This window comes from Streptomyces sp. NPDC004051, from assembly GCF_053604275.1.
This window is the reverse complement of the sequence record NZ_JBSGHG010000046.1, coordinates 1-25,534: the sequence shown is the minus strand read 5'-3', so window position 1 is coordinate 25,534 and position 25,534 is coordinate 1. Positions and strand designations below refer to the sequence as shown.

Genomic DNA, 25,534 nt, shown 5'->3' with positions numbered 1-25,534 from the left:
TACCGCGGGTACCGCGGGTGCGCCCCGTGCGGAGCGGTACCGGGGCCGGGTGCCGGGTTGCGGCCGCGGGGCGGTGGGCTGCGGGACGGCACCCGGCCGGCGGGCTCACCGCTCCAGCAGCATCCGCTGCAGTTCCCGGGCCGCGCGCGGCGGCGCCACGTCGCTGCGGTGGGCCAGGGCGATGGTGCGGTGGAGGCCGGGACGGGCCAGGGGGGTGACCCGCAGGCCCTGCCCGGACCGCGCGGCGACCATGCGGGGCACCACGGCGACGCCCAGCCCCGCCCGCACGAAGCCCAGCACGGCGTCCATCTCCCCGCCCTCCACCGCGAAGTCCGGTTCGAAGCCCTCCGCGCGGCACGCGGCCACGGTCAGCTCCCGCAGGTCGTAGCCGTGCCGGAACATCACCAGCCGCTCGCCCTCCAGATCGGCGACGCGCACGGTGCGCCGGCCCCGGCCGGGCTGAGAGGCGTCGGGGGAGGACACCACCACCAGGTCCTCGCGCAGCAGCTCCACCGTGGTAAGGGCGGGGGAGGGGGTCGGCAGGGGCAGGACGACCAGGGCCAGGTCGAGCGCACCGCGGGCCAGCTCCCGCACCAGGTCGTGGGAGCCGCTCTCCTCGACCAGCAGCCGGACGCCCGGATAGCGGTCGTGGAAGGCGCGCAGCACGTCCGGCAGCAGACCGGTGCACAGGCTCGGCGTCGCCCCCAGCCGTACCCGGCCGCTGCGCAGCTGCACCAGCTCCTGCACCTCGTGCCGGGCCGTGTCGGCGTCGGCCAGGATGCGCCGCGCCAGCGGCAGCAGCGCCTCGCCGGCGTCGGTGAGCGTGATGTTGCCGCGCGCCCGCAGGAACAGGTCCGCCCCCAGCTCCCGCTCCAGCGTCTTGATCTGCTGCGAGAGGGAGGGCTGCGCGACATGGACCATTTCGGCGGCCCGGGTGAAGTGCCGGGTCTCGGCGACCGCCACGAAATACTGGAGCTGCTGGAACTGCATGGGACCACTGTAGACCTTCCATAGGTGAAGGCTATGGAAACGAGGCAGACCATGTCTTGGACCGATGGGGCTCTTCGGCCCTAGCGTCTTGTGGCATGGCTCTGGCAACGCGGACGGACCGACGGCCGTCCATGGCGCGCACCGTGTGGGACTCGACCGTCGGCAAGAAGACAGTGATGGCCGTCAGCGGCCTGATCATGCTGCTCTACCTGGTCGCCCACATGATCGGCAACCTGAAGATCTACTTCGGGGCCGCCGAGTTCAACGAGTACGCACACTGGCTGCGCACCCTGGGCGAGCCCCTCCTGCACCACGAGTGGGCGCTGTGGCTGGTCCGGGTCGTGCTCGTCGTCGCGGTCGTCGCCCACGCCGTCTCCGCGTACCAGCTCAGCCGCCGCGACATCAAGGCGCGCCCCAGCAAGTACGTCCACAAGAAGGCGCGGGCCAGTTACGCCACGCGCACCATGCGCTGGGGCGGGATCATCCTCGGCCTCTTCATCGTCTGGCACATCCTCGACCTGACCACCGGCACCGTGCACCCCGGCGGTTTCGAGACGGGCAAGCCCTACCAGAACGTCGTGGACACCTTCTCCACCTGGTACGGGAACGTCATCTACATCGTCGCGGTGCTCGCCCTCGGAATGCACGTCCGGCACGGCTTCTGGAGCGCCGCCCAGACCCTCGGCGTCGGCAGCCGCACCCGCGACCGCGTGCTCAAGGCCGCCGCCAACGTCCTCGCGCTGCTGCTCACGGTCGGCTTCGTCGCCGTCCCCGTGGGCGTCATGACCGGAGTGGTGAGCTGAAATGACCGCCTACGCTGTCTACACCGAGTACACGACCGGTGAGCCGGTCGCCGACACCAAGGCCCCGTCCGGGCCGATCCACGAGCGCTGGGACACCCGCCGCTTCGAGGCCAAGCTGGTCAACCCCGCCAACCGGCGCAAGCAGACCGTCATCGTCGTCGGGACCGGCCTGGCCGGCGGCGCGGCCGGGGCCACGCTCGCCGAACAGGGTTACCGCGTCATCCAGTTCTGCTACACGGACTCCCCGCGCCGGGCCCACTCCATCGCCGCGCAGGGCGGCATCAACGCGGCGAAGAACTACCGCAACGACGGCGACTCCGTCCACCGCCTCTTCTACGACACCGTCAAGGGCGGCGACTTCCGGGCCCGCGAGTCCAACGTCCACCGCCTCGCGCAGATCTCCGTGGAGATCATCGACCAGTGCGTGGCCCAGGGCGTGCCGTTCGCCCGCGAGTACGGCGGTCTGCTCGACACCCGCTCCTTCGGCGGCGTCCAGGTCTCCCGCACCTTCTACGCCCGCGGCCAGACGGGCCAGCAGCTCCTCCTCGGCGCCTACCAGGCGCTGTCCCGGCAGATCGCCGCCGGGAACGTGGAGATGCACCCGCGCACCGAGATGCTCGACCTCGTCGTCGTCGACGGGCGGGCGCGCGGGATCGTCGCCCGGGACCTGATCACCGGGAAGATCGAGACCTACTTCGCCGACGCCGTCGTCCTCGCGACCGGCGGCTACGGCAACGTCTTCTACCTGTCGACGAACGCCATGAACTCCAACGCGACCGCCGTCTGGCGGGCGCACCGGCGCGGCGCGTACTTCGCCAACCCCTGCTTCACCCAGATCCACCCCACCTGCATCCCGCGCACCGGCGACCACCAGTCCAAGCTGACGCTGATGAGCGAGTCGCTGCGCAACGACGGCCGCATCTGGGTGCCGAAGGCGAAGGGCGACGACCGCCCGCCGAACGAGATCCCCGAGGACGAGCGCGACTACTACCTGGAGCGCATCTACCCGTCCTTCGGCAACCTCGTCCCCCGTGACATCGCCTCCCGCGCCGCGAAGAACGTCTGCGACGAGGGCCGGGGCGTCGGCCCCGGCGGCCAGGGCGTCTACCTGGACTTCGCCGACGCCATCGAGCGCATGGGGCGGGCGGCGGTGGAGGCCAAGTACGGCAACCTCTTCGACATGTACCAGCGGATCACCGACGAGGACCCGTACCGGGTGCCGATGCGGATCTACCCCGCGGTGCACTACACGATGGGCGGCCTGTGGGTCGACTACGACCTCCAGACCACCGTCCCCGGCCTGTTCGCCATCGGTGAGGCCAACTTCTCCGACCACGGCGCCAACCGCCTCGGCGCCTCCGCGCTGATGCAGGGACTGGCGGACGGCTACTTCGTCCTCCCCTCCACCATCAACGACTACCTCGCCCGCAACCCGCACAAGGACGAGGTCGACGCCGGCCACCCGGCGGTGCAGGAGGTGCTGGCCGAGACCGAGGACCGGCTCAACCTGCTGCTGTCCGTGGACGGCGACCGCACCCCCGACTCCTTCCACCGCGAACTCGGCGAACTCATGTGGGAGTTCTGCGGCATGGCCCGTACCGAGGCGGGCCTGCGCAAGGCGCTGGAACGCATCCCGCAGATCCGTGAGGAGTTCTGGCGGCGGATCAAGGTGCCCGGCACCGGCGAGGAGTTCAACCAGTCGCTGGAGCGGGCCAACCGCATCGTCGACTACCTGGAGCTCGCCGAGCTGATGTGCCTCGACGCGCTGCACCGCTCCGAGTCCTGCGGCGGCCACTTCCGCGAGGAGTCCCAGAGCCCCGAGGGCGAGGCGGCCCGCAAGGACGAGGAGTTCTCCTACGCGGCCGCCTGGGAGTTCACCGGCACCGGCGAAGCCCCCACCCTGCACAAGGAAGACCTGGTCTTCGAGTACGTCCACCCCACTCAGCGGAGCTACGCATGAAGCTCACCCTGCGCGTCTGGCGGCAGAAGAACGCCGATGCCGACGGCGCCATGTCCACGTACGAGGTGGACGGCATCTCGCCCGACATGTCCTTCCTGGAGATGCTCGACACCCTCAACGAGGAACTCACCCTCAAGGGCGAGGACCCCGTCGCCTTCGACCACGACTGCCGTGAGGGCATCTGCGGCGCCTGCTCGCTGGTCATCAACGGCGACGCCCACGGCCCCGAGCGCACTACCACCTGCCAGCTGCACATGCGGTCCTTCAAGGACGGCGACACCATCGACATCGAGCCGTGGCGGGCGTCGGCCTTCCCGGTGGTGAAGGACCTCGTGGTGGACCGGTCGGCGTTCGACCGGATCATCCAGGCCGGCGGCTACGTCAGCGTCCCCACCGGCTCCGCGCCCGAGGCGCACGCCACGCCGGTGCCGAAGCCGGACGCGGACTTCGCCTTCGAGCACGCCGAGTGCATCGGCTGCGGCGCCTGCGTCGCGGCCTGCCCGAACGGCGCGGCGATGCTCTTCACCTCGGCGAAGATCAACCATCTCAACGTGCTGCCGCAGGGCGCGCCCGAGCGTGAGACCCGGGTGCTCGACATGGTGGCGCAGATGGACGAGGAGGGGTTCGGCGGCTGCACCCTCGCCGGCGAGTGCGCCACCGCCTGCCCGAAGGGCATCCCGCTGACCTCCATCACCGGGATGAACAAGGAGTGGCTGCGGGCCACGCGCAAGGGAACCGGACGGTAGCCGCCGGGCGGGCAGGGGAGAACGTTCGCCAGGGGGCGGACGGGCGGGGCCGGGAGTGGTGCTCATCCCCGGTCCCGTCTGCCGTCCGGGTGACGCCCGGCATTCAGCATCCCCACATCCGCGCTCCCGGCTCAGGTCACGTGCACGCCAACCGGCACAGGCAGAAACAAGGGGAGTCCCCCTTTTTTTCCCGCTCCGGCGCGTGACCAGGAGAGAGCCATGACCGGCGTGCTGACCGCAGACCACCCCGCGAAGCCCGCGGCGCCCACCCGTTACACCGTCACCCTCGCCCGCGACGAGGAGGACGTGCGCGCCGCCCAGCGGCTGCGGCACGACGTCTTCGCCGGTGAGCTGGGCGCCCTGCTGTCCACCCCCCAGCCGGGCCTGGACGTCGACCCCTTCGACGCCTACTGCGACCACCTGCTCGTGCGCGAGGAGGTGAGCGGCCAGGTCGTCGGCACCTACCGGCTGCTGCCGCCGGAGCGTGCCGCGGTCGCCGGGCGCCTGTACGCCGAGAGCGAGTTCGACCTCGGCGCGCTCGACCCGATCCGGCCGGGCCTCGTCGAGGTCGGCCGCTCCTGCGTGCACCCCGACCACCGCGACGGCGCGGTCATCGGCCTCATCTGGGCCGGCATCGCCCGCTACATGGTCGACCGGGGGCACACATGGCTGGCGGGCTGCTGCTCCATACCGCTCGCCGACGGCGGCGCGCTCGCCTCCGCCGCCTGGGACCGGGTGCGGGGCGGGCACCTCGCCCCCGAGGAGTACCGCGTGCGCCCCCTGCTCCCGTGGCCGACGAACCCCGGGGCCCTCGCGGCGCCCGCGGCCCGCACCGAGTTGCCCGCCCTGCTGCGCGGCTACCTCCGGCTCGGCGCCTGGGTCTGCGGCGAGCCCGCGCACGACGTCGACTTCGGCGTCGCCGACCTGTACGTCCTGCTGCCGATGGACCGGGTGAACCCGCGCTACCTGCGGCACTTCCTCTCCCTCGTACCGGCCTGATGAGCGTCTGGCTGCCCGCCGCGCCCTGCACCCCGAGCGGCTGTGTGGAGCCGACGGGGGCCGCATCGGCCGTACCCAGGGCGGTGCTGCGGCTGACGGCGGTCGCCCTCCTGGTCCTCGCCGGGGCGGCGCTGCTGCCGGCCGGACGGTGGATCCCGGCAGGGCTGGTGGGCCGCTGGTGCCGGTGGACCGTGCGGGCCGCCGGGGTCCGGGTCCGGGTCACCGGCGCCGCCCCGCCCACCGGCGGGCTGCTCCTCGTCGCCAACCACATCTCCTGGCTCGACGTACCGCTGCTGAGCGCGGTCCGCCCGGCCCGGATGCTGGCCAAGACCGAGATACGGCGATGGCCGGTGGCCGGGCCGCTGGCCGGACGCGCCGGCGTCCTGTTCATCGACCGCGACCGTCTGCGCGCCCTGCCGGACACGGTCGCCCGGATCGCCGGGGCGCTGCGCGAGGGCGCGGCGGTCGCCGCCTTCCCCGAGGGCAGCACCTGGTGCGGCCGACGGCAGGGCTCCTTCCGCCGGGCCGTCTTCCAGGCGGCACTGGACGCCGGGGCCCCGGTCCAGCCGGTCCGCATCCACTACCGGAGCGCGCACGGGACGCCGGCCACCGCCGCGGCCTTCGTCGGCGACGACACCCTGCTCGCGTCCCTGTGGCGGGTGGTCTCGGCCCGCGGTCTGACCGCCGAGGTCGAGATACGGGCCGCGATCCCGCCGGGCACCCACGCCGACCGCCGCGCCCTGGCCGCCGCCGCGCAGCCGCCGGCCGGCGGCCCCGGGCGGGAACATCCGGTCGAGGACGTGCGGCGGGGGCACCAGAAGTGAGCGCTGCCGAAAATTAAGTGCGTTTTATCCCTTACGTGAAGTTTCCATGGTGTTGATGAGGACATCCGGACGGGAGTGACACCCTGAAAGGAGGGTGAGGCCAGATGATCACCCGCGATGAGGTCAAGATCCTCCTGGATCACCCCGTCTACGACGGCGAGGGCAACAAGATCGGTGAGGCCAAGCACGTCTTCTTCGACGACATGAGCGGCCGCCCCGAGTGGGTGAGCGTCAGGACGGGCATGTTCGGCTCCAACGAGTCGTTCATCCCCATCCGCGACGCCGAACTGGTGGAGGACCACCTCGAAGTCCCGTACCTCAAGGAGAAGGTCAAGGGCGCACCCGACGTCGACGTCGACGCACAGGGCCACCTGTCGGAGTCGGAGGAACACCGGCTGTACGAGTACTACGGCATCGACTGGAGCGGTGTGCTGCGCGACGACACCGAGCGCTCCGGCGAGGGCCGCGGCGACCGGCACCCCGGCATGGGCAAGGCGGGAACGGCCGGCGCGGCGGGTGCCGCCGGCGCGGCGGGCGCGGCCGGGACGGCGGGAACGACCGGAAAAGCCGGGATGCCGGGCAGGACGGGGACACCGGGTGCCGCTGGAACAGCCCGCACGGCGAACACGGCGGGCACGGCGACGGCCGGCGCCGCGGGAACGTCGGCGACGACCGGGAAGACCGGCCGGACCGCCGCACGCGGCGGGCCGGGCGCCGACTCCATGACGCGCATGGAGGAGGAGATGCACGTCCGCGTCGAGCGACGCGAGACCGGACGGGCCAGGCTGCGCAAGTACGTCGTGACGGAGGAGGTCGAGAAGATCGTGCCGGTGCGCCACGAGGAGGTGCACGTGGTGCGCGAGCCCATCACGGAGGCCGACCGCGCGGCCGCGCTCTCCGGCGCCGAGATCGGCGAGGCCGACTACGAGGTCATCCTGCACGAGGAGCGCCCCGTCGTGGAGACCCGGGCGGTGCCCGTGGAACGGGTACGGCTGACCATGGAGGAGCACACCGAGAACGAGACCGTGCGCGGCCGGGTCCGCAAGGAGCGCATCGAGAGCGAGGGAGTGCCGGACGACACCCTGCGGAGCGACGACACGACCCGGCGGGGTCGCGACGTTCCGCGGCGCGGCCGCGGCTGACCGGACCGAACCGCGTGCGCGCCGGTGAGGCGGCTCACCGGCTCACCGGCGCGCCGCGCCGCCGTCCGGATCCGGGTGCCGCGCGCCGCCGTCCGCCCCCGGAAGACCGGCGACGGCGGCGAGCCGCCGGTAGGAGTCCAGCAGGGCCGTACGGTCGTGGGTGCTGGTGGTGACCAGGACCTCCTGTGCGCCCGTCTCCTCCAGCACCCTCTCCAGTTCGTCGGCCACCTGCTCCTCGGTGCCGGCGATGTGGCCCCTGAGCCCGGACTCGTACAGGTCGCGCTCCTTGGCCGTCATGGAGAGCGCATCGACGCGCTCGGCGGGCGGCAGCGGCGGGAAGGTGCCGCGGGTGCGGGAGTGCGCCATCGACCAGGCCTCCGGAACCAGCAGCCGGCGGGCCTGTTCGGACGTGCCGGCCACGGCGACCGTGCCGGAGATCACCACGTACGGCTCGCTCGCCCACTCGGACGGGCGGAACCGCGCGCGGTAGTCGTCGATGCCGCGGCGCATCCGGTCGCGGCCGCGCAGGTCGCCGATGACCATCGGCAGGCCCGCGCGGGCGGCGATCGCCGCCCCCTCGCCCATGGCGAGCACGAACGGGGGCACGGCCAACCCCTCGGCCGGACGGGCGCGCACCCCGGTGGGGGAGGTGCCGCGGAACCAGCCGAGCAGCTCGTCGATCTGGGCGCCGAAGTCCTCGGCGTCGTCCCTGCCGCGGCCCAGAGCCCTGCGCACCCCGTCGGTGAAGCCGACCGAGCGGCCCAGGCCCATGTCCACCCGCCCCGGGAAGAGCGACTCCAGCACCCCGAACTGCTCCGCCACGACGAGCGGTTGATGGTTGGGCAGCATGACCCCGCCGGTGCCCACGCGGATCGTCCCGGTCGCCGCGGCGACGGCGGCGGCCAGCACCGTCGGCGCGGAACCGGCCACCCCGGGCACCCCGTGGTGCTCGGAGACCCAGAACCGGTGGTAGCCGAGCCGCTCCACCTCCCGCGCCAGCCGCACGGTGTCACGCAGCGCCTCGGGACCGGTGTGCCCCTCGCGGATGCGGGACCGGTCGAGGACGGAGAAGCGGGTACGGGCGATCAGCGGGGTCACACCTGGTTCAACACCCGGCCCGCCACCGCATTCCCCCGTCCGGGCCGGACGGTGCGACCGACGGCGGGAAGCACCCGCCGGACGGCCCCGCCCCGGGGCGGGGCCGTTCCCCTCCGGAGCGGGCTCAGTCCGTCTCGTCCAGGCGGAAGCCGACCTTCAGGCCCACCTGCCAGTGCGCGATCCGGCCCTCCTCGATCTGGCCGCGCACCTGGGTCACCTCGAACCAGTCCAGGTTGCGCAGGGTCTGGGAGGCGCGCTCGACACCGTTGCGAACGGCCTGGTCCACGCCGTCGGGCGAGGTGCCGACGATCTCCGTGACCCGGTAGGTGTGGTTCGACATGCGGTGCTCCTCTCGACGGCGGCTCCCACCGGTACGCGGGACGCCTCCTGATGCCACACGTCACTCCACCGTGCCTCAAGTCGTGGCGTACCGCGAGACGTCGGCCCTCCAGGCCCCCCGGCAGGTCAACGCGCCCTGCTCAGCGACAGCGCGAACCGTTCCTCCTCGTCCGTCCACCATCGGTCCAACTCCATTCCCGCTGCACCGAGTTCCTCCCGTACTCCCTCCTTGCGGAACTTCGCCGAGACCTCGGTGCGCAGTTCCTCGCCCGCGTCGAAGTCGACGGCGAGACCGAGCGCGGGGACCTTCACCGTCTGCGCCCCGCGCGAGCGCAGCCGCATCTCGATCCACTCGCGCCCGGCGTCCCACACGGCCACGTGGTCGAAGGCCGCCGGATCGAAGTCGGCGCCCAACTCCCGGTTGATCACGGTCAGGACGTTCTTGTTGAAGGCGGCCGTCACCCCGGCCGCGTCGTCGTACGCCCGGACCAGTGTCTTCTCGTCCTTGACCAGGTCCGTGCCCAGCAGCAGCGCGTCCCCCGGGGCGAGCAGTCCGCGGACGGAGGCCAGGAACGCGGCCCGCTCGGCGGGCAGCAGATTGCCGATCGTGCCCCCGAGGAACGCCACCAGGCGCGGCCCCGGGGTGTCGGGCAGCGTCATCCGGCCGGTGAAGTCGGCGATCAGCGCGTGCACCGCGAGGTCCGGCCGCTCGGCGACGAGCGCCTGCCCCGCCCGGGTCAGGGCGCTCTCGCTGACGTCGACGGGGACGTAGGTGTGCAGTGAGGTCAGGGCGTCGATCAGGTGACGGGTCTTCTCCGAGGAGCCGGAGCCCAGTTCGATCAGGGTGCGGGCGCCGGCCGCCGCGGCGATCTCACCGGAGCGGGCGAGCAGGATCTCGCGTTCGGCCCGCGTCGGGTAGTACTCGGGCAGCTCGGTGATCTCTTCGAACAGCTCACTGCCGTACGCGTCGTAGAACCACTTCGGCGGCAGCGTCCTCGGCCTGCCGCTCAGGCCCCGGAGGACGTCGGCGCGCAGGGCAGCGTCGGTGGCGTCCTCGGGCAGGGTGCGGGTGAGCAGGAACGGACTCACGTGCGGAGCTCCTTCAGGGGTGCCGATGGGTCGGTGGGCGCCAGGACCTCGTCCGGCTCCTCGATCGGGGTGAGCAGCACGTCGGTGCGGCTCGCCGCCAGCAGCGTGCGGTCGGGGACCTCGCACCAGTGCGGATCGTCGTCGTAGGGCTCCGAGGCGACGACGGTGCCGCCGCCCGGCCGGGCGAGGTACCACAAGGTGTCGCCCCACGCGGTCGCGGTGACCGTGTCGCCCTGGGTGAGCAGCAGGTTGAGCCGGGAGCCGGGGGCCGCCGCGGCGACCTCCAGCACGGTGTCGGCCAGCGCCTGCCCCTCGGGTTCCCCGGCCCGCAGCCGGGCGAGCACGAGGGCCCACACGAACGCGGAGTCGCTGCGGGCCTCCAGCGACAGCACGTCCTCGGCGGGCAGGGACCCGGCGAGCGGCGCGAGCGTGCCCGGCCAGCCCCGTACGGCGCCGTTGTGGCTGAACAGCCAGATCCCCGCGGCGAACGGGGCCGCCGCGGCCTCGCCGTCCGCGCCCGACAGGGTCGCGTCCCGTACGGCGGCGAGCAGCGCCGGGGTGCGGACGACCCGGGCGAGATCGGCGAACGACAGGTCCGCCCAGATGGGCCCGCCCCTGCGGTACCGGGCCGGCACCGGGTCCCCCGGCGCGTACCAGCCCACCCCGAAACCATCGGCGTTGACCGTTCCGTACCGCTGGCGCCGGGGCGCCCACGACTGGCGGTACAGCCCGTGCGGCGGGCCCACGAGGAGTCGGCCGAGCGGTTCCTCGGGCCCCACGTACGCGAGGTGACGACACATCAGGCGCTCTCCGATCGTGCCGTGCGGAAGCCGGAGAAGATCTGCCGCCGGACGGGGTGGTCCCAGTTGCGGAACGTGCCCCGGCAGGCCACCGCGTCCACCGCGAACGAACCGCCGCGCAGCACCTTGTACCCGGACCCGAAGAACACCTCCGAGTACTCCTTGTACGGGAACGCCCTGAACCCCGGGTACGGCAGGAAGTCGCTCGACGTCCACTCCCACACGTCGCCGATCAACTGGCGCACCCCGAGCGGCGACTCACCGGCCGGATAGCTCCCCGCGGGCGCGGGCCGCAGGTGCCGCTGGCCGAGGTTGGCGTGCTCCGGGCCGGGTTCGGCGTCGCCCCAGGGGTAGCGCGCCGAGCGGCCGCCGGCCGGGTCGTGGCGGGCGGCCTTCTCCCACTCGGCCTCGGTGGGCAGCCGGCGCCCGGCCCAGCGCGCGTACGCGTCGGCCTCGTACCAGCACACGTGCAGCACGGGCTCGTCGGGCGGCACGGCCTCGGTGACACCGAAGCGGCGCCGTAGCCACCGCCCCGTGCCGGGGGCGCCGTCCCGCTGCCAGAACAGCGGGGCGGTGACGGAGTTCCGGCGGATGTGGTCCCAGCCCCGGGCGGTCCACCAGCGCGGGTCGTTGTAGCCGCCGTCCTCGACGAACGCCTGGTAGGCGGCGTTGGTCACCGGGGTGGTGTCGATGTGGAACGGCGCCACCTCGCGCCGGTGCGCCGGGCGTTCGTTGTCCAGCGCCCACGGCTCGTCGGAGGTGCCCATGGTGAACGGGCCGCCGGGGACCAGCACTTCGGACGGGCCGGTGAACAGCGGCACCGGCTCCGGGTCCGGGGCGGTCAGCGCCTGCGGCCCCCTGCGCAACTGATGGGTGATCAGCATCGTCTCGTCGTGCTGCTGTTCGTGCTGCGCGATCATCCCGAAGGCGAAGCCCGCCTCGGTCAGCCGCTCGCCGTGGAACGCGGTGGCCTCCAGCACGTCCAGCGCCCGGCCGCGCACGTCCGCGACGTAGCGGCGGGCCTCCTCGGGAGGCAGCAGCGGCAGCCGCGGCCGCTCGGCACGCGGGTGCTCGAAGGCGTCGTAGACGCTGTCGATCTCGGGCCGTATCGCCTCCTGCCCGGCGACGGCCCGCAACAGCCACTGCTCCTCCTGGTTGCCGATGTGGGCGAGGTCCCACACCAGGGGCGACATCAGCGGCGAGTGCTGGGCGGTCAGCTCGGGTTCCTCGACACAGCCGGTCAGCAGGGTGGTCCGGTCGCGCGCGGTGATCAGCGCGGCGACCGCGCGCTCGCGCAGGGCTTCGGAGTCGGGGGCGGGGGCGGTCATGAGCGGGTGTCCTTCCCGTGCGGAGGCACTCCGTGCGTGTGCGGGTGCGTGCGCGCGCCGGACACGGCGGTGCCGTCGGCGCGGGCGGTGACGGCACCGCGCAGGGTGTCGAGCAGGTCGTCGGCGGGGCAGCGGCCCCGGGCGACATAGCGGTCCCGGTACCCCGCCACCGCGTCCACGACCCCGGTCGTGGCGCCCAGCCGGGGCAGCGCCCGCAGGGCCGCGGCGAAGCAGGCGGTGGCCACCTCGCGCAGCTCCGGATCGGCCAGGCCGCCGCGGGCCGCGTCCCGCCACAGCGGATTGTGCGGCGCAGGCATCCCGTGGGTCCGCTCGGCCAGCGGCTTCACCGCCCGGTAGGCGGTCTCGGCGGCCTCCGGATCGTCGAACAGCGCCGCCGTCACGGCCAGCGGCACGATCCAGCCGTCGTCACCGGGCTGGGCGTCGATCATCCGCAGCTCCAGGTGACCGCGCGGCCTGACCGGCGGGAACAGCGTCGTCACGTGGTAGTCGAGATCGTCCCGGGTCGGCGCCCTGGGCACCCTGGACCTGGTCCACTCACGGAAGGTCAGCCCCTTCGGCACGTCCCACGGGCCGCCGTCGCGCCGTACGCACATCACCGGCGCGTCCAGGACGTGGCGGGCCCAGGCCGCGCGCGGATCGGAGTCCAGCACGGGGCCGCCCGCGCGGCCGGTGCCGATCTGCGCCCAGCGCAGCTGCCGGGTGGACAGCCAGCCGGTCGGCCGGTGCCCGGCCAGCGGGGAGTTGGCGAACACGGCGACCAGGACCGCGCCGAGCTGGTGCGCCAGCCACCAGCGCCGCACATGGCCGAGGGGGCCGGGCTCCTCGTACCCGGCGTCCAGGCACACCTGCACGGACGCGGAGGTGCACATCATGGCGCGGCCGGCGGGGCCGGTGCGGTCCAGGCAGGCCTCCATGGCGTCGTAGCGCGGTTCGCGCAGGAACCGGCGTGGTGTGTGCCAGGGATCGTGGCCGAGACCGACGAGGGTGAGATCGTCCTCGCGCAGTACCGCGCGGACGGCGTCGAGGTCGGCGCGGACGGTGTCGACGCACTCCATGAGGGAGGCGGCGGGCGGCGAGCTGAGCTCCAGCTGGCCGCCGGGTTCGACGGTGAGCGCCGAACTCAGGGGCACGGTCCGCAGTGCGGCGTAGGCCGCTTCGAGTCGTTCGGATGTCACGGGGAGCTGCGGGGCGCGCAGCTCGTGGACGAGCCATTCCACCTCGACTCCGAGGCGGCGCGGCGGTCCGGTCTTGAAGCAGATGCCGCGGACCAGCGCATCCACCTCGGCTTCGGTGACGGCGGGACGTGGCCCGGTATGGCCACTTGCCGAATCGGACATGTGGGGATCCTCCTGAGATACCTCCATGTCGCCGGCCGGGGTCCTTCGGTCCCGTCCGGCTTCAACTCGTCCACCCAAAACCCTCGCGACGCTCGGCACAAGAGCGCCCGGTGGGGCGTCCCGGGTGCGGGAAAACCCCGTTGCGTCGCCTCACCAGCATCGCTCACGATGCTCGTACGGGCACGGCGGGGAGATCACGGGGAGCCGGTGGGGATGTCGGTGAGGGGATTCGCGGGGCGCGCGGTCACGGAGCGTACGGGGGTTGCGGCGTGAGCGCGCGTCTGCGCGGCATCGCGCGCGAGGCCGAGCAGATCGTGGCGGCCGGGACCCACCGCGCTCCGAGCGGCCGCGAGGTACGCCTCGCGGCGGCCTTCCGGGCCGCCCGGGACGGGACCCGGATGTACGGGCCGGAGCCGGTGCGGGCCCCGGAGGAGGCCCCGGAGCGGGTCTCCCCGGTCAGGACCCGGATCGAGGTCACCGGGGAGAGCGGCCTGGAGGCCGCGCGCCGGCTCGCGGGAGACGCGGGGCCGGACGAGCCGCGCCGGGAGCCGGGAGTGCTGAACTTCGCCTCCGCGATCCCCAAGCTCTCAGCTTCGTTCGAGCAGGGAGGCGCCCCCACCCCCGGCGGCGGCTACCTCAACGGCGCGCAGGCCCAGGAGGAGGCGCTGTGCCGGGCCTCCGCGCTCCACACCTGCCTGCTGCGGGCACCGGAGTACTACGACCACCACCGGACCCACCGTGACCCGTTCTACTCCGACCGGGTGATCCACTCACCCGCCGTGCCCGTCTTCCGCGACGACCGCGGCCGGCTCCTCGAGGAACCGTTCCGGGCGGGCTTCCTCACCTCGCCCGCGCCGAACACGGGCGTCATCCTCCGGACGGCGCCGGAGCGCGCGGGCGAGGTGCCCGGCGCCCTGGCCGTCCGGGCGAGCGGGTGCTGGAGACCGCCGTGGCGGTCGGCCACCGGCGGCTGGTGCCGGGCGCCTGGGGCTGCGGGGTCTTCCGCAACGACCCCGCGCGGCGGGTGGCGGCCGCGTTCCGGGCGCTGCTGGAGCCGGGCGGCCGGTTCGCGGGAGCCTTCGAGCACGTGGTCTTCGGGATCCCGGACCGCACGCGCGGGGGCGCGATCTGCGGGGCCTTCGACCGGACGTTCGCGGATCTGGCGGCGCACACCGCGGACACCGCGGATCCGGCGGAGGTCAGCTCCAGCCGTACCGCTCCCGCAACCGGTGACGCACCAGATTGAACCGCATCCGGTCCAGGGCGCAGGCCTCGCGGCGCATGCCGTCCTCGTGCAGCCGCAGCACCCGGTCGACGGCGACCCACGAATCCCGGCCCGACCGGTCCCACGGCCCGCTGCCGATCGGCACCCAGTCCCGGTCCCCGTCGCGCCGCCTGCTCGACAGCTGCACGGCGAGAACGGTTCCGGCCGCCTCACGGGCGACGACGAGCACCGGACGGTCCTTGCCCCGGCCGTCGTTCTCCTCGTAGGGAACCCAGGTCCAGACGATCTCCCCGGGATCGGGGTCACCGTCGTGCGCGGGCGAGTACTCCGTGCGCACCCGGCCCACCTCGCCGGGCCCGGCCTCGACGGTGGCGGTGGGGCCGAAGCGCCCCGGGGCTTCCTCAGTGCTGTACTCGGTCACAGGCGTACCGTACGGGATGCCCCCGGACCCGTGATCAACTGCCGTGCGGCACCGGGCCGGTGGCCCGGCGGTCTCAGGCGGTCGGCGCGGCGCCGTGCACGCCCAGGCCCGTGAGTTCCCGCCCCGAGACCATGCCGGCCTCGATCCGTACGAACACCCCGTCCCGCATCGGCATCCAGGTGTCGGGACCGTTCCGCAGCAGCCGCTCGTGCTCGGCGGGGTCGGTCACCACGGCGGCCCGGCCGGTGATCACCACGCTCCAGCCGGCCCGCAGCTCGGCCTGGAAGTCGTCGGCCTCGAAGGCCACCACGACACCGTCGATCGCGCGCACCAGGTCGGAGTCCCGCGAGGTGCACAGCAGCACGGAGGAGTCCGTGTCCAGGGAGAAGTTGACCGGGAGGACCGCAGGCAGCGCATGCCGGGTGTATACGACGCGCCCCACCGGCACCTTGGCCAGCAGGCGCAGGCACTCCTGGCGATCGAGTGCGCGGAAGCCATCGCTCTGGAACATCAGTCCATCGTCGGCGGCGGAAACCACCGGAGCTAGGGCCGGACGGCCCTGATGAGCCGCCGGTGCTTGAAAACGGTCCCGGCGGGTACCCCGGAGGCCGGTGGGGTCCGGCAGGGACGGCCGGGCCCTGCCGTGCGGCACCGTGGGGCGGTCGCTCCCCGCCGGGGACACTGAGCGTATGGCCCGCACCCCGGCCCCTTTCTGCTCTCCCGGTCCCCCCGCCTCCCCGCAGCCCGTGCCCGCCGAGCTCCGTCCCTATCTGGAGGAGCAGGTACGTCGCATCCGCACCGTCTGCGGTCCTCACCTGGTGAGCGTCCTCGCGATCGGTTCGATCGCCCTCGGCGACTACCTGCACGGGCGCAGTGACGTCGACGTCATGGTCGTGGTGGACCCGTCCCTGCCCGGCCGGGCACTGCACGAACTGGCCGGGACGCTCAGCCACTCCGCACTGCCGTGTCCCGCCGCCGGGCTGGAACTGGTCGTCCACGCCTCCGACACCGTGGCCGGGGCGGGGGAGGGCGGGGCCGGCTATCTGCTGGACCTCGACACCGGGGCGGAGCTGCCCGAGAAGGTGAGTTTCGACCCGGTGGAGTCCGCGGACTTCTGGTACGTCATCGACCGCTCCATCGCCTTGCGGGCCGGACGCCGGCTGTTCGGCAGGCCGGCCCGGGAGGTGATCGCCGAGCCGCCCCGCGCCGCACTGCTCACCGCGCTGCGGGCCTCCGTCCGCGAGCACGCCGACGGAGAGGGCCACCTGGCGGACAACAGGGTGCTCAACGGCTGCCGCACCCTGGTGTTCTGCCGCACCGGCCAGTGGCTCCCCAAACGCAGGGCGGCGGAGGCGGTCGTCGGCTCCGGGACCGCTTTCCGACCCCTCGTCGAGGCCGCGCTGCACAGTTTCGAACGCCCCCGCGGGGCCGCGCTCCCGCTGCCGGCCGCCGATGTCCGCCGCTTCCTGGAGCAGGTGGCCGCCCGCGTCGACGGGGCCATGGAGGCCCGTAGGCGGCGGGACCTCGAGGAGCACCTCGACGACGGCCGACCGGGCTGCCTATGATCCCCGTGCGGCATCGCGTGTCGGTCACCGGCAGGGTGAGGCATGGAGGCGCCGCGGATGCCCGTGGAGGCATTGAAACCGTGTCAGTCGAGTTCAACCACACCATCGTCCTGACCCGCGACCGGGAGAAGTCCGCCCGTTTCCTCGCCCGGATCCTGGGACTGGAGGTCGGCGAACCGGCCGGGATGTTCCTGCCGGTGACGACGGCCAACGGCGTCACGCTGGACTTCGCGACCATCGACGCCGACATTCCCGTGCAGCACTATGCCTTCCTCGTCTCCGAGGACGAGTTCGGCTCGGTCCTCGGCCGGCTCGTGGAGGCCGGGGTTCCCGTCCAGGCCGATCCGCACGGCCGGTACCCGCGCCGGATCAACCGCAATGACGGCGGGCGCGGCGTGTACTTCCGCGATCCGGCCGGACACGGTCTGGAAGTGATCACCCGCCCCTACGGCAGCGACCCGGCGTCGCCGCTGAACGGCGTCACGGAGGAGGTCCCCGGAGCGCTCTGAGCACCGGGCGGGCGGTGTGGCCCGGAGGGAGGGGAGGGCTCAGCGCCGGTACAGCCCCACCAGGGTGCCGTCGGCGATCCGGGTCCTGTCCACGACCTCGTGCACCTGCTCCGCGCGGGGCGCGTCGGGCAGCACACACGGCTCGGCGAGGGCGTAGAGCCGGAAGACGTAGTGGTGCGCGTCGTCCCCGGGCGGCGGATGCGGCCCGCCCCAGCCGCGCTCCCCGTAGCCGTTGACCAGCGCGGTGCCCCGCGGCGGACTCTGCCCCGCGCCGACGCCGCCGCTGTGCGGGTCGATGCCCACGACGATCCAGTGCACGAACGTCCCCGACGGCGCGTCGGGGTCCTCGCACAGCAGGACCAGCTCCGCCGCGTCGTCCGGCACGCCGCTCCAGGCCAGCGGCGGCGAGACGTTCGCCGCCTCGTACGCGTGCCGCCGGGCGATGAACGTGTGGTCGTCGAAGGCGTCACTGCCGATGTCGATACCGGTCATGCGCCCCGGGGTACCCCCTCGTCCCCCGGGCATGCGCTCCTGGACCGGCGCGGGAGGTTCGTCGGTGGAGCGTGCTTCGGACCGTCCGCGACGGGGTACGCGGGAGCCGCGCCGGGGGGAGCCGTCCCCGGTGCGGAGACCGGTGCGGAGAGGGGCGTCCGTCATGCTGTTCCGTGATCGACGGGAAGCCGGCCGGGAACTCGCCGAGAGGCTGCGCGGGATGCGGGGCGACGGCGCGCTGCCCGAGCCCGTGGTCCTCGCCCTGCCCCGCGGTGGCGTCCCCGTGGGCCACGAGATCGCCGAGGCGCTCGAGGCGCCGCTCGACGTGCTCGTCGTCCGGAAGATCGGCGCCCCCTTCCACCGGGAGGTGGGCGTCGGGGCGATGGCCGGTGACGAGGTGCCCCTGTTCGATCCGTCCACCCTGCGGGCGCTGGGCCTGAGCGAGACCGATCTGGATTCCGTGGTCGAGCGGGAGCGCGTCGAACTGCGACGCCGTGAACAGCTCTACCGCCAGGGCCGGCCCGCCCCCGAGCTGCGGGGACGTACCGTGATCGTCGTCGACGACGGTCTGGCGACCGGTTCCACGGCCCGCGCCGCGCTCCGGTTCGTACGGCGTCAGGCGCCCGCCCGGGTCGTGCTGGCCGTCCCGGTCGGTTCCCCGGAGAGCGTCGAACGGATGCGCGCCGAGGCCGACGAGGTGGTCTGCCCGCACCGGCCCGCCGGCTTCATGGCCGTGGGCGAGTGGTACGCGGACTTCGACCAGCTGACGGACGAGGACGTGCTGACGGCGCTGCACCGGCGCCAGGGGGCGGCCGGTCCGTAGGCGCGAAGCGGATGCCGCCGCCCGCTCGGACGACGCCGCCCGCTCGGACGACGGCACCCGTTCAGACGACGTCGTCCGCGCGCAGGGCGCCGATCTCGGCGGGGGAGTGGCCCAGTTCGGTGAGGATCGCCTCCGTGTGTTCGCCGACCGCCGGCACCGGGTCCATGCGGGGCGGCAGGCCCGCGAGGTCGGCCGGTGGAAGCAGGGCCTGAACGGTCGCTCCGGGCACGGCCACCTCGCGCCAGCGGTCGCGGGCGGCGAGGACCGGGTGGTCGAGGAAGGCGGCGACGTCGTTGACCCCGGCGCAGGCGATGCCGGCGGCCTCCAGCTCCTCCAGCAGCTCCTCGGCGCCGGAGCGGGCGCAGCGCTCGGCGATGACGGCGTTGAGCTCCTCGCGGTGCGCCACCCGGGCGGAACCGGTGGCGAAGCGGGGATCCTCGGCCAGCTCGGGGCGGCCCAGGAACTCCGTGCACAGGGCAGCCCACTCGCGCTCGTTCTGGACGGAGAACAGCACCTCGTGCCCGTCGGCGGCCGGGTACGTCCCGTACGGGGCGATCGTGGCGTGCTGGGTGCCCAGCCGCGGGGGCTGGGCGCCGCCGTGGCGGGTGTAGTAGGCGGGCTGGCCCATCCACTCGGCGAGCGCCTCGAACAGCGACACCTCCACGGGGTGGACGGTGCCGGTGGTCGCGCGGGTGTACAGCGCGGTGAGGACACCGCTGTACGCGTACATCCCGGCGGCGATGTCGGCCACCGAGATACCGGTCCGGGCGGTGCCGTCCGGAGTCCCGGTCAGCGACACCAGACCCGTCTGGCACTGCACCAGCAGGTCGTACGCCTTGCGGTCGGCCCAGGGACCACTCGTGCCGTAGCCGGAGATGGTGCAGGGGATCAGCCGGGGGTGGCGCCGGGCGAGTTCGTCGGCGCCCAGGCCGAGCCGGCCTGCCGCGCCCGGTGCCAGGTTCTGCACGAACACGTCGGCACCGGCGAGGAGCCGGTGCAGGATCTCCCGGCCCCGCGGATCCTTGAGGTTCAGCGTGAGGGAGTCCTTGGAGCGGTTGAGCCACACGAAGTAGCTGGAGTGACCGTGGACGGTGGTGTCGTAGCGACGGGCGAAGTCCCCCTCGCCCGGCCGCTCCACCTTGATCACACGGGCGCCGAGGTCGGCGAGCTGCCGGGTGGCGTACGGCGCGGCCACGGCCTGCTCCAGACTGACCACCGTGACCCCGGCCAGGGGATGTCTCTGCACGTCCACGCCCTCCGCTCACCTCCCCGATTAGTACGGCCGAGGCGAGCGGCCTGTCAACGGGCGCCCGTTCCACCTCGTCGCGCACGGGCTGGGCGTCGCCCTGATTCCGCGGCTGGCTCAGCTGACCCCGCACCTGCCGATCACCCGTGTGCGCTGCACGGGCAACCCGCACCGCAAACTGCTGACCTGCACGCGAGGAGGCGCCCACGCCCGCCCGGCGATCGAGGCCGCCCTGCGTGAACTACGGGAGCTGGCGCCGACGGCCGTCGCCCAGCACCGGCCGGGGTCGGGCAGCGGGCCGGGGCCGAGCGGCAGGGCGGGCGACCGGTGCCGCCGAGGCCCTGCGACCTGATCCGCCGGACGGGTCCCGGTCGCCCGTCGCGGCCTACCGCCGTCCGGGTGCCCCCGTGCGCAGCCCGTCCATGATGAGGTCCAGCAGCCGGGCGGCCTGTGGTCGCCAGTCCCCGGTGGGGTCGAGCTGCCAGAGGCCGCCGATCGCCAGAGTGAGGTCGTCCGCGCTCACCCCGGGCCGGATGGACCCGGCCTCCTCGCAGGCGCGCAACAGACGGTCGGCCGCATCGGTCACCGGGGTGTGGCCCGGCTTCGCCGGGCTGCCCGGAGCGCCGGTGGCCTGCCGGATGGCGTCGGCGAGTCCGGCCTTGGTCATGGCGAAGAGGGCGAGCCGGTCCATCCACTCGCGCAGCGCCCGGTCGGGTTCCCGGGTCTCCAGCAACCGGGCGGCGCTGTCGGCGACCTGGCACATCTCATGCCGGTAGATCTCCAGGACGAGCGCCTCACGGCTGGGGAAGTTCCGGTAGAGCGTGCCCTGCCCGACGCCCGCCTTCCTGGCGATCACACTCAGCGGGGTGTCGGCCGAGCGAGTCAGCTCGGCGAGGGCCACCTCCAGAATGCGCTCGCGGTTGCGCCGGGCGTCCGCACGCAACGGTGCCTGCGCGCGGGGAGACGCCTCGTTCTCCTGCCCCACTCGTCGGTCCTCCTCGGCGGGCGGCCGTGGCCGAAAGCCGTCCTTGTTAACCGGACAGCTGTCCGTTACGGTTTTTCGAGTAACGGACAGCCGTCCGCTTCGGCGCATCGTATCGGTGGCCGCGGACGGTGCGGGAGGACCGACCGGTATGCCGGTGCGCCCGGGGGCGGCCGGCGTCCCCGCATCCACCCCCCGGCACGGTTCCGTTCCTCTCCCGTGTGCCCGATGCCCTTCTCCGACCCTCTGACCGCTGTCCTGACTCGTCCGCCTTCCGGAGGACCCTGTTCGGTCTGCCCGGATCCGCGAAAGAAGGCTGTTCATGGCCCCCTCGACGTCCAGCACCGTCACTTTGAACATCAACGGCGAGAAGCACACCCTCTCCCTCGACCACCGCACCACCCTGCTCGACGCCCTGCGCGAGCGCCTCGATCTCACCGGCACCAAGAAAGGCTGCGACCAGGGACAGTGCGGTGCCTGCACCGTCCTGGTCGACGGGCGCCGGACCGTGTCCTGCCTGCAACTGGCCGTGGCGGCGCAGGAACGGGAGATCACCACCGTGGAGGGCGTCGCCGACGGGGAACGGCTGCACCCCGTGCAGCAGGCCTTCCTCGACCTGGACGGCTTCCAGTGCGGCTACTGCACGCCCGGCCAGATCTGCTCCGCCGTCGCCGTGATCGAGGAGCACGCCGCGGGCTGGCCCAGCGCCGTCACCGCCGACGTGCGGCCCGAGGCGGGACCACCACCCCTGAGCCCCCAGGAGATCCGCGAACGGATGAGCGGAAACCTCTGCCGCTGCGGCGCCTACGTGTCGATCGTCGAGGCGGTCGCCCGCGCGGCCGCCGAGCGCACCGGGCCCACCGCACCCGTCGAAGACCCGGACCGGACCCGGACCACGGACCGCGCCGGGGCCGAGGAGGCCGCCGCATGAGGGAGTTCGACTACCGTCGCGCCGAGGACGTCCCCGGCGCGGTCGCCCTGCTCGGCGCCGACCCCGACGCCCGTTACCTCGGCGGCGGAACCAATCTCGTCGACCTGATGAAGACCGGCGTCGAACGCCCCGCCCGGCTCGTCGACGTACGCGAACTTCCCCTGAACCGGATCGAGTCGACCGGTGACGGCGGGCTGCACATCGGCGCCACCGTCACCAACAGCGACCTCGCCGCCCATCCCGAGGTACGGCGCCGCTGGCCGGCGCTGACCCAGGCCGTGCTCGCCGGCGCCTCGGGACAGCTGCGCAACATGGCCACCGTCGGCGGAAATCTGCTCCAGCGCACTCGCTGCGGCTACTTCACCGACGTGACCCAGCCCTGCAACAAGCGGGACCCCGGCAGCGGTTGCCCCGCCGTCGAGGGCGAGCACCACAACCACGCCATCCTGGGCGCCTCCGAGCACTGCGTCGCCGTCCACCCCTCCGACATGGGCGTGGCGCTCACCGCCTTCGACGCCGTCGTCACCTACCGGACCGCCGACGGGCCGGGCGAGTTGCCCGTCACCGACTTCTACCTGCCGGTCGGCGACAGCCCGCACCGGGAGACGGCCCTGCCGCAGGGCGCCCTCGTCACCGGTGTCACGCTGCCGCCCGCACCGATTGCCGCCCACTCCCGCTACCGCAAGGTGCGCGAACGCGCCTCGTACGCTTTCGCGATCGGCTCGATCGCCGCCGCCCTCGACGTGAGCAACGGCGTCGTGCGCGAGGCGCGTCTCGCCTTCGGCGCGGTCGCGTCCCGGCCGTGGCGGGCCCGTGAGGCCGAACGCGTACTGACCGGGGCCCCGGCGGATGCCGACTGCTTCGCCGCGGCGGCCGACGCCGAACTCGCGGCGGCCCGGCCGCTGCCCGGCAACGCCTACAAGGTGACGCTCATGCGCAACCTCGTGGTGTCCGTCCTGTCCGAACTCGCCGAGGAGACCGCCCGATGACCACCACGACCGGCCGTGCGACGGTGACGGGCGCCGTCGGAACCGCCCACACCCGCGTGGAGGGCCGCGAGAAGGTGACCGGAGCCGCCCGCTACGCGGGCGAGATCCCCTTCGACGGACTGGCCCACGGCTGGCTGGTGCTGTCCACCATCGCCCGCGGCCGGATCAGGTCCGTCGAGACCGCTCCCGTCCTCGGCATGCCGGGCGTGCTCACCGTGCTGCACCACCGAAACGCCCCCCGCCTGGAGACCGACTACATCGGCCTGCTGGGCGTCCCGCCGGACCCGACCGCCGCCGTCTTCCAGAACGACCGTGTCCCGCACGCGGGCTGGCCCGTCGCGCTCGTCGTCGCCGAGACGTCCGAGCAGGCCCGGGAGGCCGCCGAAGCACTCGTCGTGACGTACGAACAGGAGCCGCACGACATCGCGTTCTCCGGAGACCGCCCGGACGCGTACCCGGTGGACGGGCACATGCCCGGGGTGACGGAGAAAGGCGATCTGGAGGCCGAACTCGCCGCGTCCGCCCACGTCCTGGACGTCGAGTACACCACTCCCGAAGAGCACCACAGCATGATGGAACCGCACGCGGCGACCGCCCTGTGGGACGGCGGACGGCTCGAGGTCGTCGACTCCAACCAGGGCACCACCTGGGTCGCCGACGAACTCCGCCGGATGTTCTCCCTCGACGCGTCCGCCGTGCGGGTGCGCTCCGAGCACGTCGGCGGCGGCTTCGGCAGCAAGGGCCCGCGCGCCCACCAGGTGTCCGCCGTCATGGCCGCCACCGCGCTGCGCCGCCCGGTCCGGGTGGTGCTGACCCGCCGTCAGATGTTCTCGCTCACCGGCTACCGCAGCCCCACCGTCCAGCGGATCAGGCTCGGCGCCGACGCCGACGGGCGGCTGCGCGCCCTGGAACACCGCTCGCTCAGCCAGACGTCGACGGTCTGGGAGTTCGTCGAGCCCAGCGCGGGCGTGGCACGGGTGATGTACGACGCCCCCGCCCACCGCACCGCGAACGAGGTGGTGCGCCTGGACGTGCCGTCGCCGTCCTGGATGCGCGCGCCGGGCGAGGCACCGGGCGCGTTCGCGCTCGAGGCGGCGCTCGACGAGCTCGCCGAGCAGTGCGGCGTCGACCCGATCGAGCTGCGCCTGCGCAACGAACCCGACCGCGGCCCGGTCTCCGGGCTGCCGTTCAGCGGCCGCAACCTCACCGCCTGCTTCCGGGAGGGTGCCCGCCGCTTCGGCTGGGCGGCCCGGGACCCGCGCCCGGGCGTGCGCCGGGAAGGGAACCTGCTGATCGGCACCGGTACCGCCGCGGCCTCCTTCCCCGCCGGCGCCGGCCCCTCCACGGCCGCGGTGACGGCGGAGCCGGACGGCACCTTCACCGTGCGGATCGCCGCGGCCGACATCGGCACCGGAGCCCGTACCGCGCTCACCCTGGTCGCCGCCGACGCGCTCCGGGTGGCGCCCGCGCGGATCCGGATGCGGATCGGTGACAGCGACTTCGGCCCCGCGATGATCGCCGGAGGTTCCACGGGCACCCGCTCCTGGGCCTGGGCGATCACCGTCGCGGCCGCCGAACTGCGGGAGCGGCTGGTGCCGGGTGCCGCCGTCCCGCCGGAGGGCGTGACCGTGCGCTCCGACACCACCGCGGCCCTCGGTGCGCTGGAGCAGAAGGAACGGCACTCCTTCGGCGCGCAGTTCGCCGAGGTCGCCGTGGACGTCACCACGGGCGAGGTACGGGTGCGCCGGATGCTCGGGGTGTTCGCCGCCGGGCGGATCGTCAACCCGCTCACCGCGCGCGGCCAACTCGTCGGCGGAATGGTCTGGGGCATCTCCATGGCGCTGCACGAGGAGGGGGTCCGTGACCGCTCCTCCGGCCGCCACTACGGCGGTGACCTCGCGAGTTATCACGTCGCCACCAACGCCGACGTGCCGGTCGTCGAGGCGGACTGGGTGGACGATCCGGACCCCGACGACCCGGTCGGCATCAAGGGGATCGGCGAGGTCGGCATCGTGGGAGCCGCGGCCGCCGTCGCCAACGCGGTCTGGCACGCGACCGGAGTGCGGCACCGTCGGCTTCCCATCCGGCCGGACCGGATCCTCACCGCGGGCGGGCCGCGTGTTTGACATCGCCGGTGAGCTGCACGAGTGGCTGGAGGAGGGCCGGGAGTTCTCCGTCGCCACCGTGGTGTCGGTGGGCGGCAGCGCACCGCGCGGCCCCGGCGCGGCGCTCGCCGTCGACAGCGCGGGCACGGTGATCGGCTCGGTCTCCGGCGGTTGCGTCGAGGGCGCGGTGTACGAGCTGTGCGTCCAGGCGCTCGCGGACGGCGTGACCAGGGGCGAACGGTTCGGGTACAGCGACGAGGACGCCTTCGCGGCGGGTCTGACCTGCGGCGGGAACATCGACATCATGGTCACCCCGGTCGATGCGCGCGCTCCTGCCCGCGAGGTGCTCCGAAAGGCCCTGTCCAGGGCCGCCCGCGGCGAGCCGGGAGCGCTCGTCCGGGTCGTCGAAGGCCCCGACGAGCAACTCGGCGGGGCACTCCTCGTGCACTCCGACGGGTCGTACGAGGGGGGTCTCGCCGGCCACCCGGATCTGGACCGGACGGCGGCGGCCGAGGCGCGGGCCCTGCTGGACGGCGGACGCACCGGCACCGTCGGCCTCTCGGCGGACGGATCGCACTGCCCCGGTGGTCTGACCCTGTTCGTGGAGTCGGCGGTCCCGCCGCCCCGGATGATCGTCTTCGGGGCGGTCGACTTCGCGGCGGCCCTGGTCCGGGCCGGCGCGTTCCTGGGCTACCGGGTCACGGTGTGCGACGCGCGTGCCGTCTTCGCCACCCGGGCCCGCTTCCCGGAGGCCGAGGAGATCGTCGTCG

At 73.5% G+C, this 25,534-nt stretch carries 25 protein-coding genes and 2 pseudogenes; 15 read left to right on the top strand and 12 right to left on the bottom strand.

The annotated features are described in order from the left end of the window. Window positions 1-105 precede the first annotated feature (105 nt). On the bottom strand, window positions 106-990 hold the full coding sequence (locus ACWEQO_RS31075; RefSeq protein WP_361460274.1) for a LysR family transcriptional regulator: 885 nt from the start codon (window positions 988-990) through the stop codon (window positions 106-108). A gap of 131 nt (window positions 991-1,121) precedes the next feature. On the opposite strand from ACWEQO_RS31075, the gene ACWEQO_RS31070 reads away from it, so the two are divergent. From ACWEQO_RS31070 to ACWEQO_RS31045, 6 genes are all read left to right on the top strand, one after another. Then, the gene (locus ACWEQO_RS31070; protein ID WP_361460310.1) at window positions 1,122-1,793 is read left to right on the top strand and encodes a succinate dehydrogenase; all 672 of its coding nucleotides are present in this window, start codon (window positions 1,122-1,124) and stop codon (window positions 1,791-1,793) included. A 1-nt stretch (window position 1,794) separates the two neighbouring features. Beyond that, a complete protein-coding gene (locus tag ACWEQO_RS31065) occupies window positions 1,795-3,753 on the top strand; it encodes a fumarate reductase/succinate dehydrogenase flavoprotein subunit (RefSeq protein ID WP_452986029.1) in 1,959 nt (652 codons plus the stop codon). Continuing rightward, on the top strand, window positions 3,750-4,499 hold the full coding sequence (locus ACWEQO_RS31060) for a succinate dehydrogenase/fumarate reductase iron-sulfur subunit (RefSeq protein ID WP_361460270.1): 750 nt from the start codon (window positions 3,750-3,752) through the stop codon (window positions 4,497-4,499). Before ACWEQO_RS31065 ends, ACWEQO_RS31060 begins: the two co-directional genes overlap by 4 nt. A gap of 219 nt (window positions 4,500-4,718) precedes the next feature. Next, entirely contained in the window at window positions 4,719-5,498 is a 780-nt protein-coding gene (locus ACWEQO_RS31055; protein WP_361460268.1) for a GNAT family N-acetyltransferase, read from the top strand. After that, the gene (locus ACWEQO_RS31050) at window positions 5,498-6,322 is read left to right on the top strand and encodes a lysophospholipid acyltransferase family protein (RefSeq protein ID WP_361460266.1); all 825 of its coding nucleotides are present in this window, start codon (window positions 5,498-5,500) and stop codon (window positions 6,320-6,322) included. The genes ACWEQO_RS31055 and ACWEQO_RS31050 overlap by 1 nt, the downstream gene beginning before the upstream one ends. A gap of 104 nt (window positions 6,323-6,426) precedes the next feature. Next, complete coding sequence (locus tag ACWEQO_RS31045; RefSeq protein WP_361460265.1) at window positions 6,427-7,464, top strand: PRC and DUF2382 domain-containing protein; 1,038 nt, start codon at window positions 6,427-6,429, stop codon at window positions 7,462-7,464. Between the two features lie 42 nt (window positions 7,465-7,506). On the opposite strand, the gene ACWEQO_RS31040 is transcribed toward ACWEQO_RS31045, so the two are convergent. From ACWEQO_RS31040 to egtA, 6 genes are all read right to left on the bottom strand, one after another. Beyond that, on the bottom strand, window positions 7,507-8,562 hold the full coding sequence (locus ACWEQO_RS31040) for an LLM class flavin-dependent oxidoreductase (RefSeq protein WP_452986028.1): 1,056 nt from the start codon (window positions 8,560-8,562) through the stop codon (window positions 7,507-7,509). A gap of 124 nt (window positions 8,563-8,686) precedes the next feature. Next, entirely contained in the window at window positions 8,687-8,902 is a 216-nt protein-coding gene (locus ACWEQO_RS31035) for a dodecin (RefSeq protein ID WP_361460262.1), read from the bottom strand. Window positions 8,903-9,027: 125 nt separating this feature from the next. Continuing rightward, on the bottom strand, window positions 9,028-9,990 hold the full coding sequence (gene egtD, locus ACWEQO_RS31030; protein WP_452986027.1) for an L-histidine N(alpha)-methyltransferase: 963 nt from the start codon (window positions 9,988-9,990) through the stop codon (window positions 9,028-9,030). Further along, window positions 9,987-10,790: an ergothioneine biosynthesis protein EgtC gene (egtC, locus tag ACWEQO_RS31025; RefSeq protein ID WP_361460258.1), complete on the bottom strand. Its 804-nt coding sequence runs from the start codon at window positions 10,788-10,790 to the stop codon at window positions 9,987-9,989. The genes egtD and egtC overlap by 4 nt, the downstream gene beginning before the upstream one ends. Next, window positions 10,790-12,118, bottom strand: a complete 1,329-nt coding sequence (gene egtB / locus ACWEQO_RS31020; protein WP_452986026.1) for an ergothioneine biosynthesis protein EgtB — start codon at window positions 12,116-12,118, stop codon at window positions 10,790-10,792. The genes egtC and egtB overlap by 1 nt, the downstream gene beginning before the upstream one ends. Then, the gene (gene egtA / locus ACWEQO_RS31015) at window positions 12,115-13,476 is read right to left on the bottom strand and encodes an ergothioneine biosynthesis glutamate--cysteine ligase EgtA (RefSeq protein ID WP_452986025.1); all 1,362 of its coding nucleotides are present in this window, start codon (window positions 13,474-13,476) and stop codon (window positions 12,115-12,117) included. The genes egtB and egtA overlap by 4 nt, the downstream gene beginning before the upstream one ends. Window positions 13,477-13,745: 269 nt before the next feature. On the opposite strand from egtA, the pseudogene ACWEQO_RS31010 reads away from it, so the two are divergent. Next, window positions 13,746-14,722 (top strand): annotated as a pseudogene (locus tag ACWEQO_RS31010) (TIGR02452 family protein). Here the strand turns inward: ACWEQO_RS31010 and ACWEQO_RS31005 are convergent. Further along, the gene (locus tag ACWEQO_RS31005; protein ID WP_452986024.1) at window positions 14,676-15,122 is read right to left on the bottom strand and encodes a type II toxin-antitoxin system PemK/MazF family toxin; all 447 of its coding nucleotides are present in this window, start codon (window positions 15,120-15,122) and stop codon (window positions 14,676-14,678) included. The pseudogene ACWEQO_RS31010 and the gene ACWEQO_RS31005 overlap by 47 nt on opposite strands. 73 nt (window positions 15,123-15,195) lie before the next feature. Then, window positions 15,196-15,633, bottom strand: coding sequence for a pyridoxamine 5'-phosphate oxidase family protein (locus ACWEQO_RS31000; RefSeq protein WP_361460250.1), 438 nt, complete (start codon window positions 15,631-15,633; stop codon window positions 15,196-15,198). Between the two features lie 178 nt (window positions 15,634-15,811). Between ACWEQO_RS31000 and ACWEQO_RS30995 the strand changes: the two genes are divergently transcribed. Beyond that, window positions 15,812-16,687: an aminoglycoside adenylyltransferase domain-containing protein gene (locus tag ACWEQO_RS30995; protein WP_452986023.1), complete on the top strand. Its 876-nt coding sequence runs from the start codon at window positions 15,812-15,814 to the stop codon at window positions 16,685-16,687. 80 nt (window positions 16,688-16,767) lie between these two features. Next, the gene (locus ACWEQO_RS30990; RefSeq protein ID WP_452986022.1) at window positions 16,768-17,196 is read left to right on the top strand and encodes a VOC family protein; all 429 of its coding nucleotides are present in this window, start codon (window positions 16,768-16,770) and stop codon (window positions 17,194-17,196) included. A 39-nt stretch (window positions 17,197-17,235) separates the two neighbouring features. Here ACWEQO_RS30990 and ACWEQO_RS30985 read toward each other — a convergent pair whose 3' ends face one another. Further along, window positions 17,236-17,688 carry a YbhB/YbcL family Raf kinase inhibitor-like protein gene (locus tag ACWEQO_RS30985; protein WP_452986021.1) on the bottom strand — a complete coding sequence of 151 codons (453 nt, stop codon included), beginning with the start codon at window positions 17,686-17,688 and terminating at the stop codon, window positions 17,236-17,238. A gap of 163 nt (window positions 17,689-17,851) precedes the next feature. Between ACWEQO_RS30985 and ACWEQO_RS30980 the strand changes: the two genes are divergently transcribed. Then, entirely contained in the window at window positions 17,852-18,511 is a 660-nt protein-coding gene (locus ACWEQO_RS30980) for a phosphoribosyltransferase (protein ID WP_452986020.1), read from the top strand. A 61-nt stretch (window positions 18,512-18,572) separates the two neighbouring features. On the opposite strand, the gene ACWEQO_RS30975 is transcribed toward ACWEQO_RS30980, so the two are convergent. Then, window positions 18,573-19,763 carry a CaiB/BaiF CoA transferase family protein gene (locus ACWEQO_RS30975; RefSeq protein ID WP_361460243.1) on the bottom strand — a complete coding sequence of 397 codons (1,191 nt, stop codon included), beginning with the start codon at window positions 19,761-19,763 and terminating at the stop codon, window positions 18,573-18,575. Between the two features lie 64 nt (window positions 19,764-19,827). Here ACWEQO_RS30975 and ACWEQO_RS30970 point away from each other — a divergent pair. Continuing rightward, a pseudogene (locus ACWEQO_RS30970) lies at window positions 19,828-20,028 on the top strand (LysR family transcriptional regulator); the annotation flags it as partial. A gap of 114 nt (window positions 20,029-20,142) precedes the next feature. Here the strand turns inward: ACWEQO_RS30970 and ACWEQO_RS30965 are convergent. Next, window positions 20,143-20,742: a TetR/AcrR family transcriptional regulator gene (locus tag ACWEQO_RS30965; protein ID WP_361460241.1), complete on the bottom strand. Its 600-nt coding sequence runs from the start codon at window positions 20,740-20,742 to the stop codon at window positions 20,143-20,145. A gap of 319 nt (window positions 20,743-21,061) precedes the next feature. Here ACWEQO_RS30965 and ACWEQO_RS30960 point away from each other — a divergent pair, with 319 nt between their 5' ends. From ACWEQO_RS30960 to ACWEQO_RS30945, 4 genes are all read left to right on the top strand, one after another. Then, window positions 21,062-21,670, top strand: a complete 609-nt coding sequence (locus tag ACWEQO_RS30960) for a 2Fe-2S iron-sulfur cluster-binding protein (RefSeq protein ID WP_361460239.1) — start codon at window positions 21,062-21,064, stop codon at window positions 21,668-21,670. Beyond that, on the top strand, window positions 21,667-22,659 hold the full coding sequence (locus ACWEQO_RS30955) for an FAD binding domain-containing protein (protein WP_452986019.1): 993 nt from the start codon (window positions 21,667-21,669) through the stop codon (window positions 22,657-22,659). The genes ACWEQO_RS30960 and ACWEQO_RS30955 overlap by 4 nt, the downstream gene beginning before the upstream one ends. Beyond that, a complete protein-coding gene (locus ACWEQO_RS30950; RefSeq protein WP_361460236.1) occupies window positions 22,656-24,785 on the top strand; it encodes a xanthine dehydrogenase family protein molybdopterin-binding subunit in 2,130 nt (709 codons plus the stop codon). The genes ACWEQO_RS30955 and ACWEQO_RS30950 overlap by 4 nt, the downstream gene beginning before the upstream one ends. After that, window positions 24,778-25,534, top strand: a 757-nt coding sequence (locus ACWEQO_RS30945) for an XdhC family protein (protein WP_452986018.1), incomplete at its 3' end; no start/stop codon positions are given. The genes ACWEQO_RS30950 and ACWEQO_RS30945, both read left to right, overlap by 8 nt.

What these genes read in the sequence shown, in the direction of transcription:
- ACWEQO_RS31075 (WP_361460274.1), bottom strand. Translation starts at nt 990, where the DNA reads ATGCAGTTCCAGCAGCTCCAGTATTTCGTGGCGGTCGCCGAGACCCGG.
- ACWEQO_RS31070 (WP_361460310.1), top strand. Translation starts at nt 1,122, where the DNA reads ATGGCGCGCACCGTGTGGGACTCGACCGTCGGCAAGAAGACAGTGATG.
- ACWEQO_RS31065 (WP_452986029.1), top strand. Translation starts at nt 1,795, where the DNA reads ATGACCGCCTACGCTGTCTACACCGAGTACACGACCGGTGAGCCGGTC.
- ACWEQO_RS31060 (WP_361460270.1), top strand. Translation starts at nt 3,750, where the DNA reads ATGAAGCTCACCCTGCGCGTCTGGCGGCAGAAGAACGCCGATGCCGAC.
- ACWEQO_RS31055 (WP_361460268.1), top strand. Translation starts at nt 4,719, where the DNA reads ATGACCGGCGTGCTGACCGCAGACCACCCCGCGAAGCCCGCGGCGCCC.
- ACWEQO_RS31050 (WP_361460266.1), top strand. Translation starts at nt 5,498, where the DNA reads ATGAGCGTCTGGCTGCCCGCCGCGCCCTGCACCCCGAGCGGCTGTGTG.
- ACWEQO_RS31045 (WP_361460265.1), top strand. Translation starts at nt 6,427, where the DNA reads ATGATCACCCGCGATGAGGTCAAGATCCTCCTGGATCACCCCGTCTAC.
- ACWEQO_RS31035 (WP_361460262.1), bottom strand. Translation starts at nt 8,902, where the DNA reads ATGTCGAACCACACCTACCGGGTCACGGAGATCGTCGGCACCTCGCCC.
- egtC (WP_361460258.1), bottom strand. Translation starts at nt 10,790, where the DNA reads ATGTGTCGTCACCTCGCGTACGTGGGGCCCGAGGAACCGCTCGGCCGA.
- egtB (WP_452986026.1), bottom strand. Translation starts at nt 12,118, where the DNA reads ATGACCGCCCCCGCCCCCGACTCCGAAGCCCTGCGCGAGCGCGCGGTC.
- egtA (WP_452986025.1), bottom strand. Translation starts at nt 13,476, where the DNA reads ATGTCCGATTCGGCAAGTGGCCATACCGGGCCACGTCCCGCCGTCACC.
- ACWEQO_RS31000 (WP_361460250.1), bottom strand. Translation starts at nt 15,633, where the DNA reads ATGTTCCAGAGCGATGGCTTCCGCGCACTCGATCGCCAGGAGTGCCTG.
- ACWEQO_RS30995 (WP_452986023.1), top strand. Translation starts at nt 15,812, where the DNA reads ATGGCCCGCACCCCGGCCCCTTTCTGCTCTCCCGGTCCCCCCGCCTCC.
- ACWEQO_RS30985 (WP_452986021.1), bottom strand. Translation starts at nt 17,688, where the DNA reads ATGACCGGTATCGACATCGGCAGTGACGCCTTCGACGACCACACGTTC.
- ACWEQO_RS30980 (WP_452986020.1), top strand. Translation starts at nt 17,852, where the DNA reads ATGCTGTTCCGTGATCGACGGGAAGCCGGCCGGGAACTCGCCGAGAGG.
- ACWEQO_RS30960 (WP_361460239.1), top strand. Translation starts at nt 21,062, where the DNA reads ATGGCCCCCTCGACGTCCAGCACCGTCACTTTGAACATCAACGGCGAG.
- ACWEQO_RS30955 (WP_452986019.1), top strand. Translation starts at nt 21,667, where the DNA reads ATGAGGGAGTTCGACTACCGTCGCGCCGAGGACGTCCCCGGCGCGGTC.
- ACWEQO_RS30950 (WP_361460236.1), top strand. Translation starts at nt 22,656, where the DNA reads ATGACCACCACGACCGGCCGTGCGACGGTGACGGGCGCCGTCGGAACC.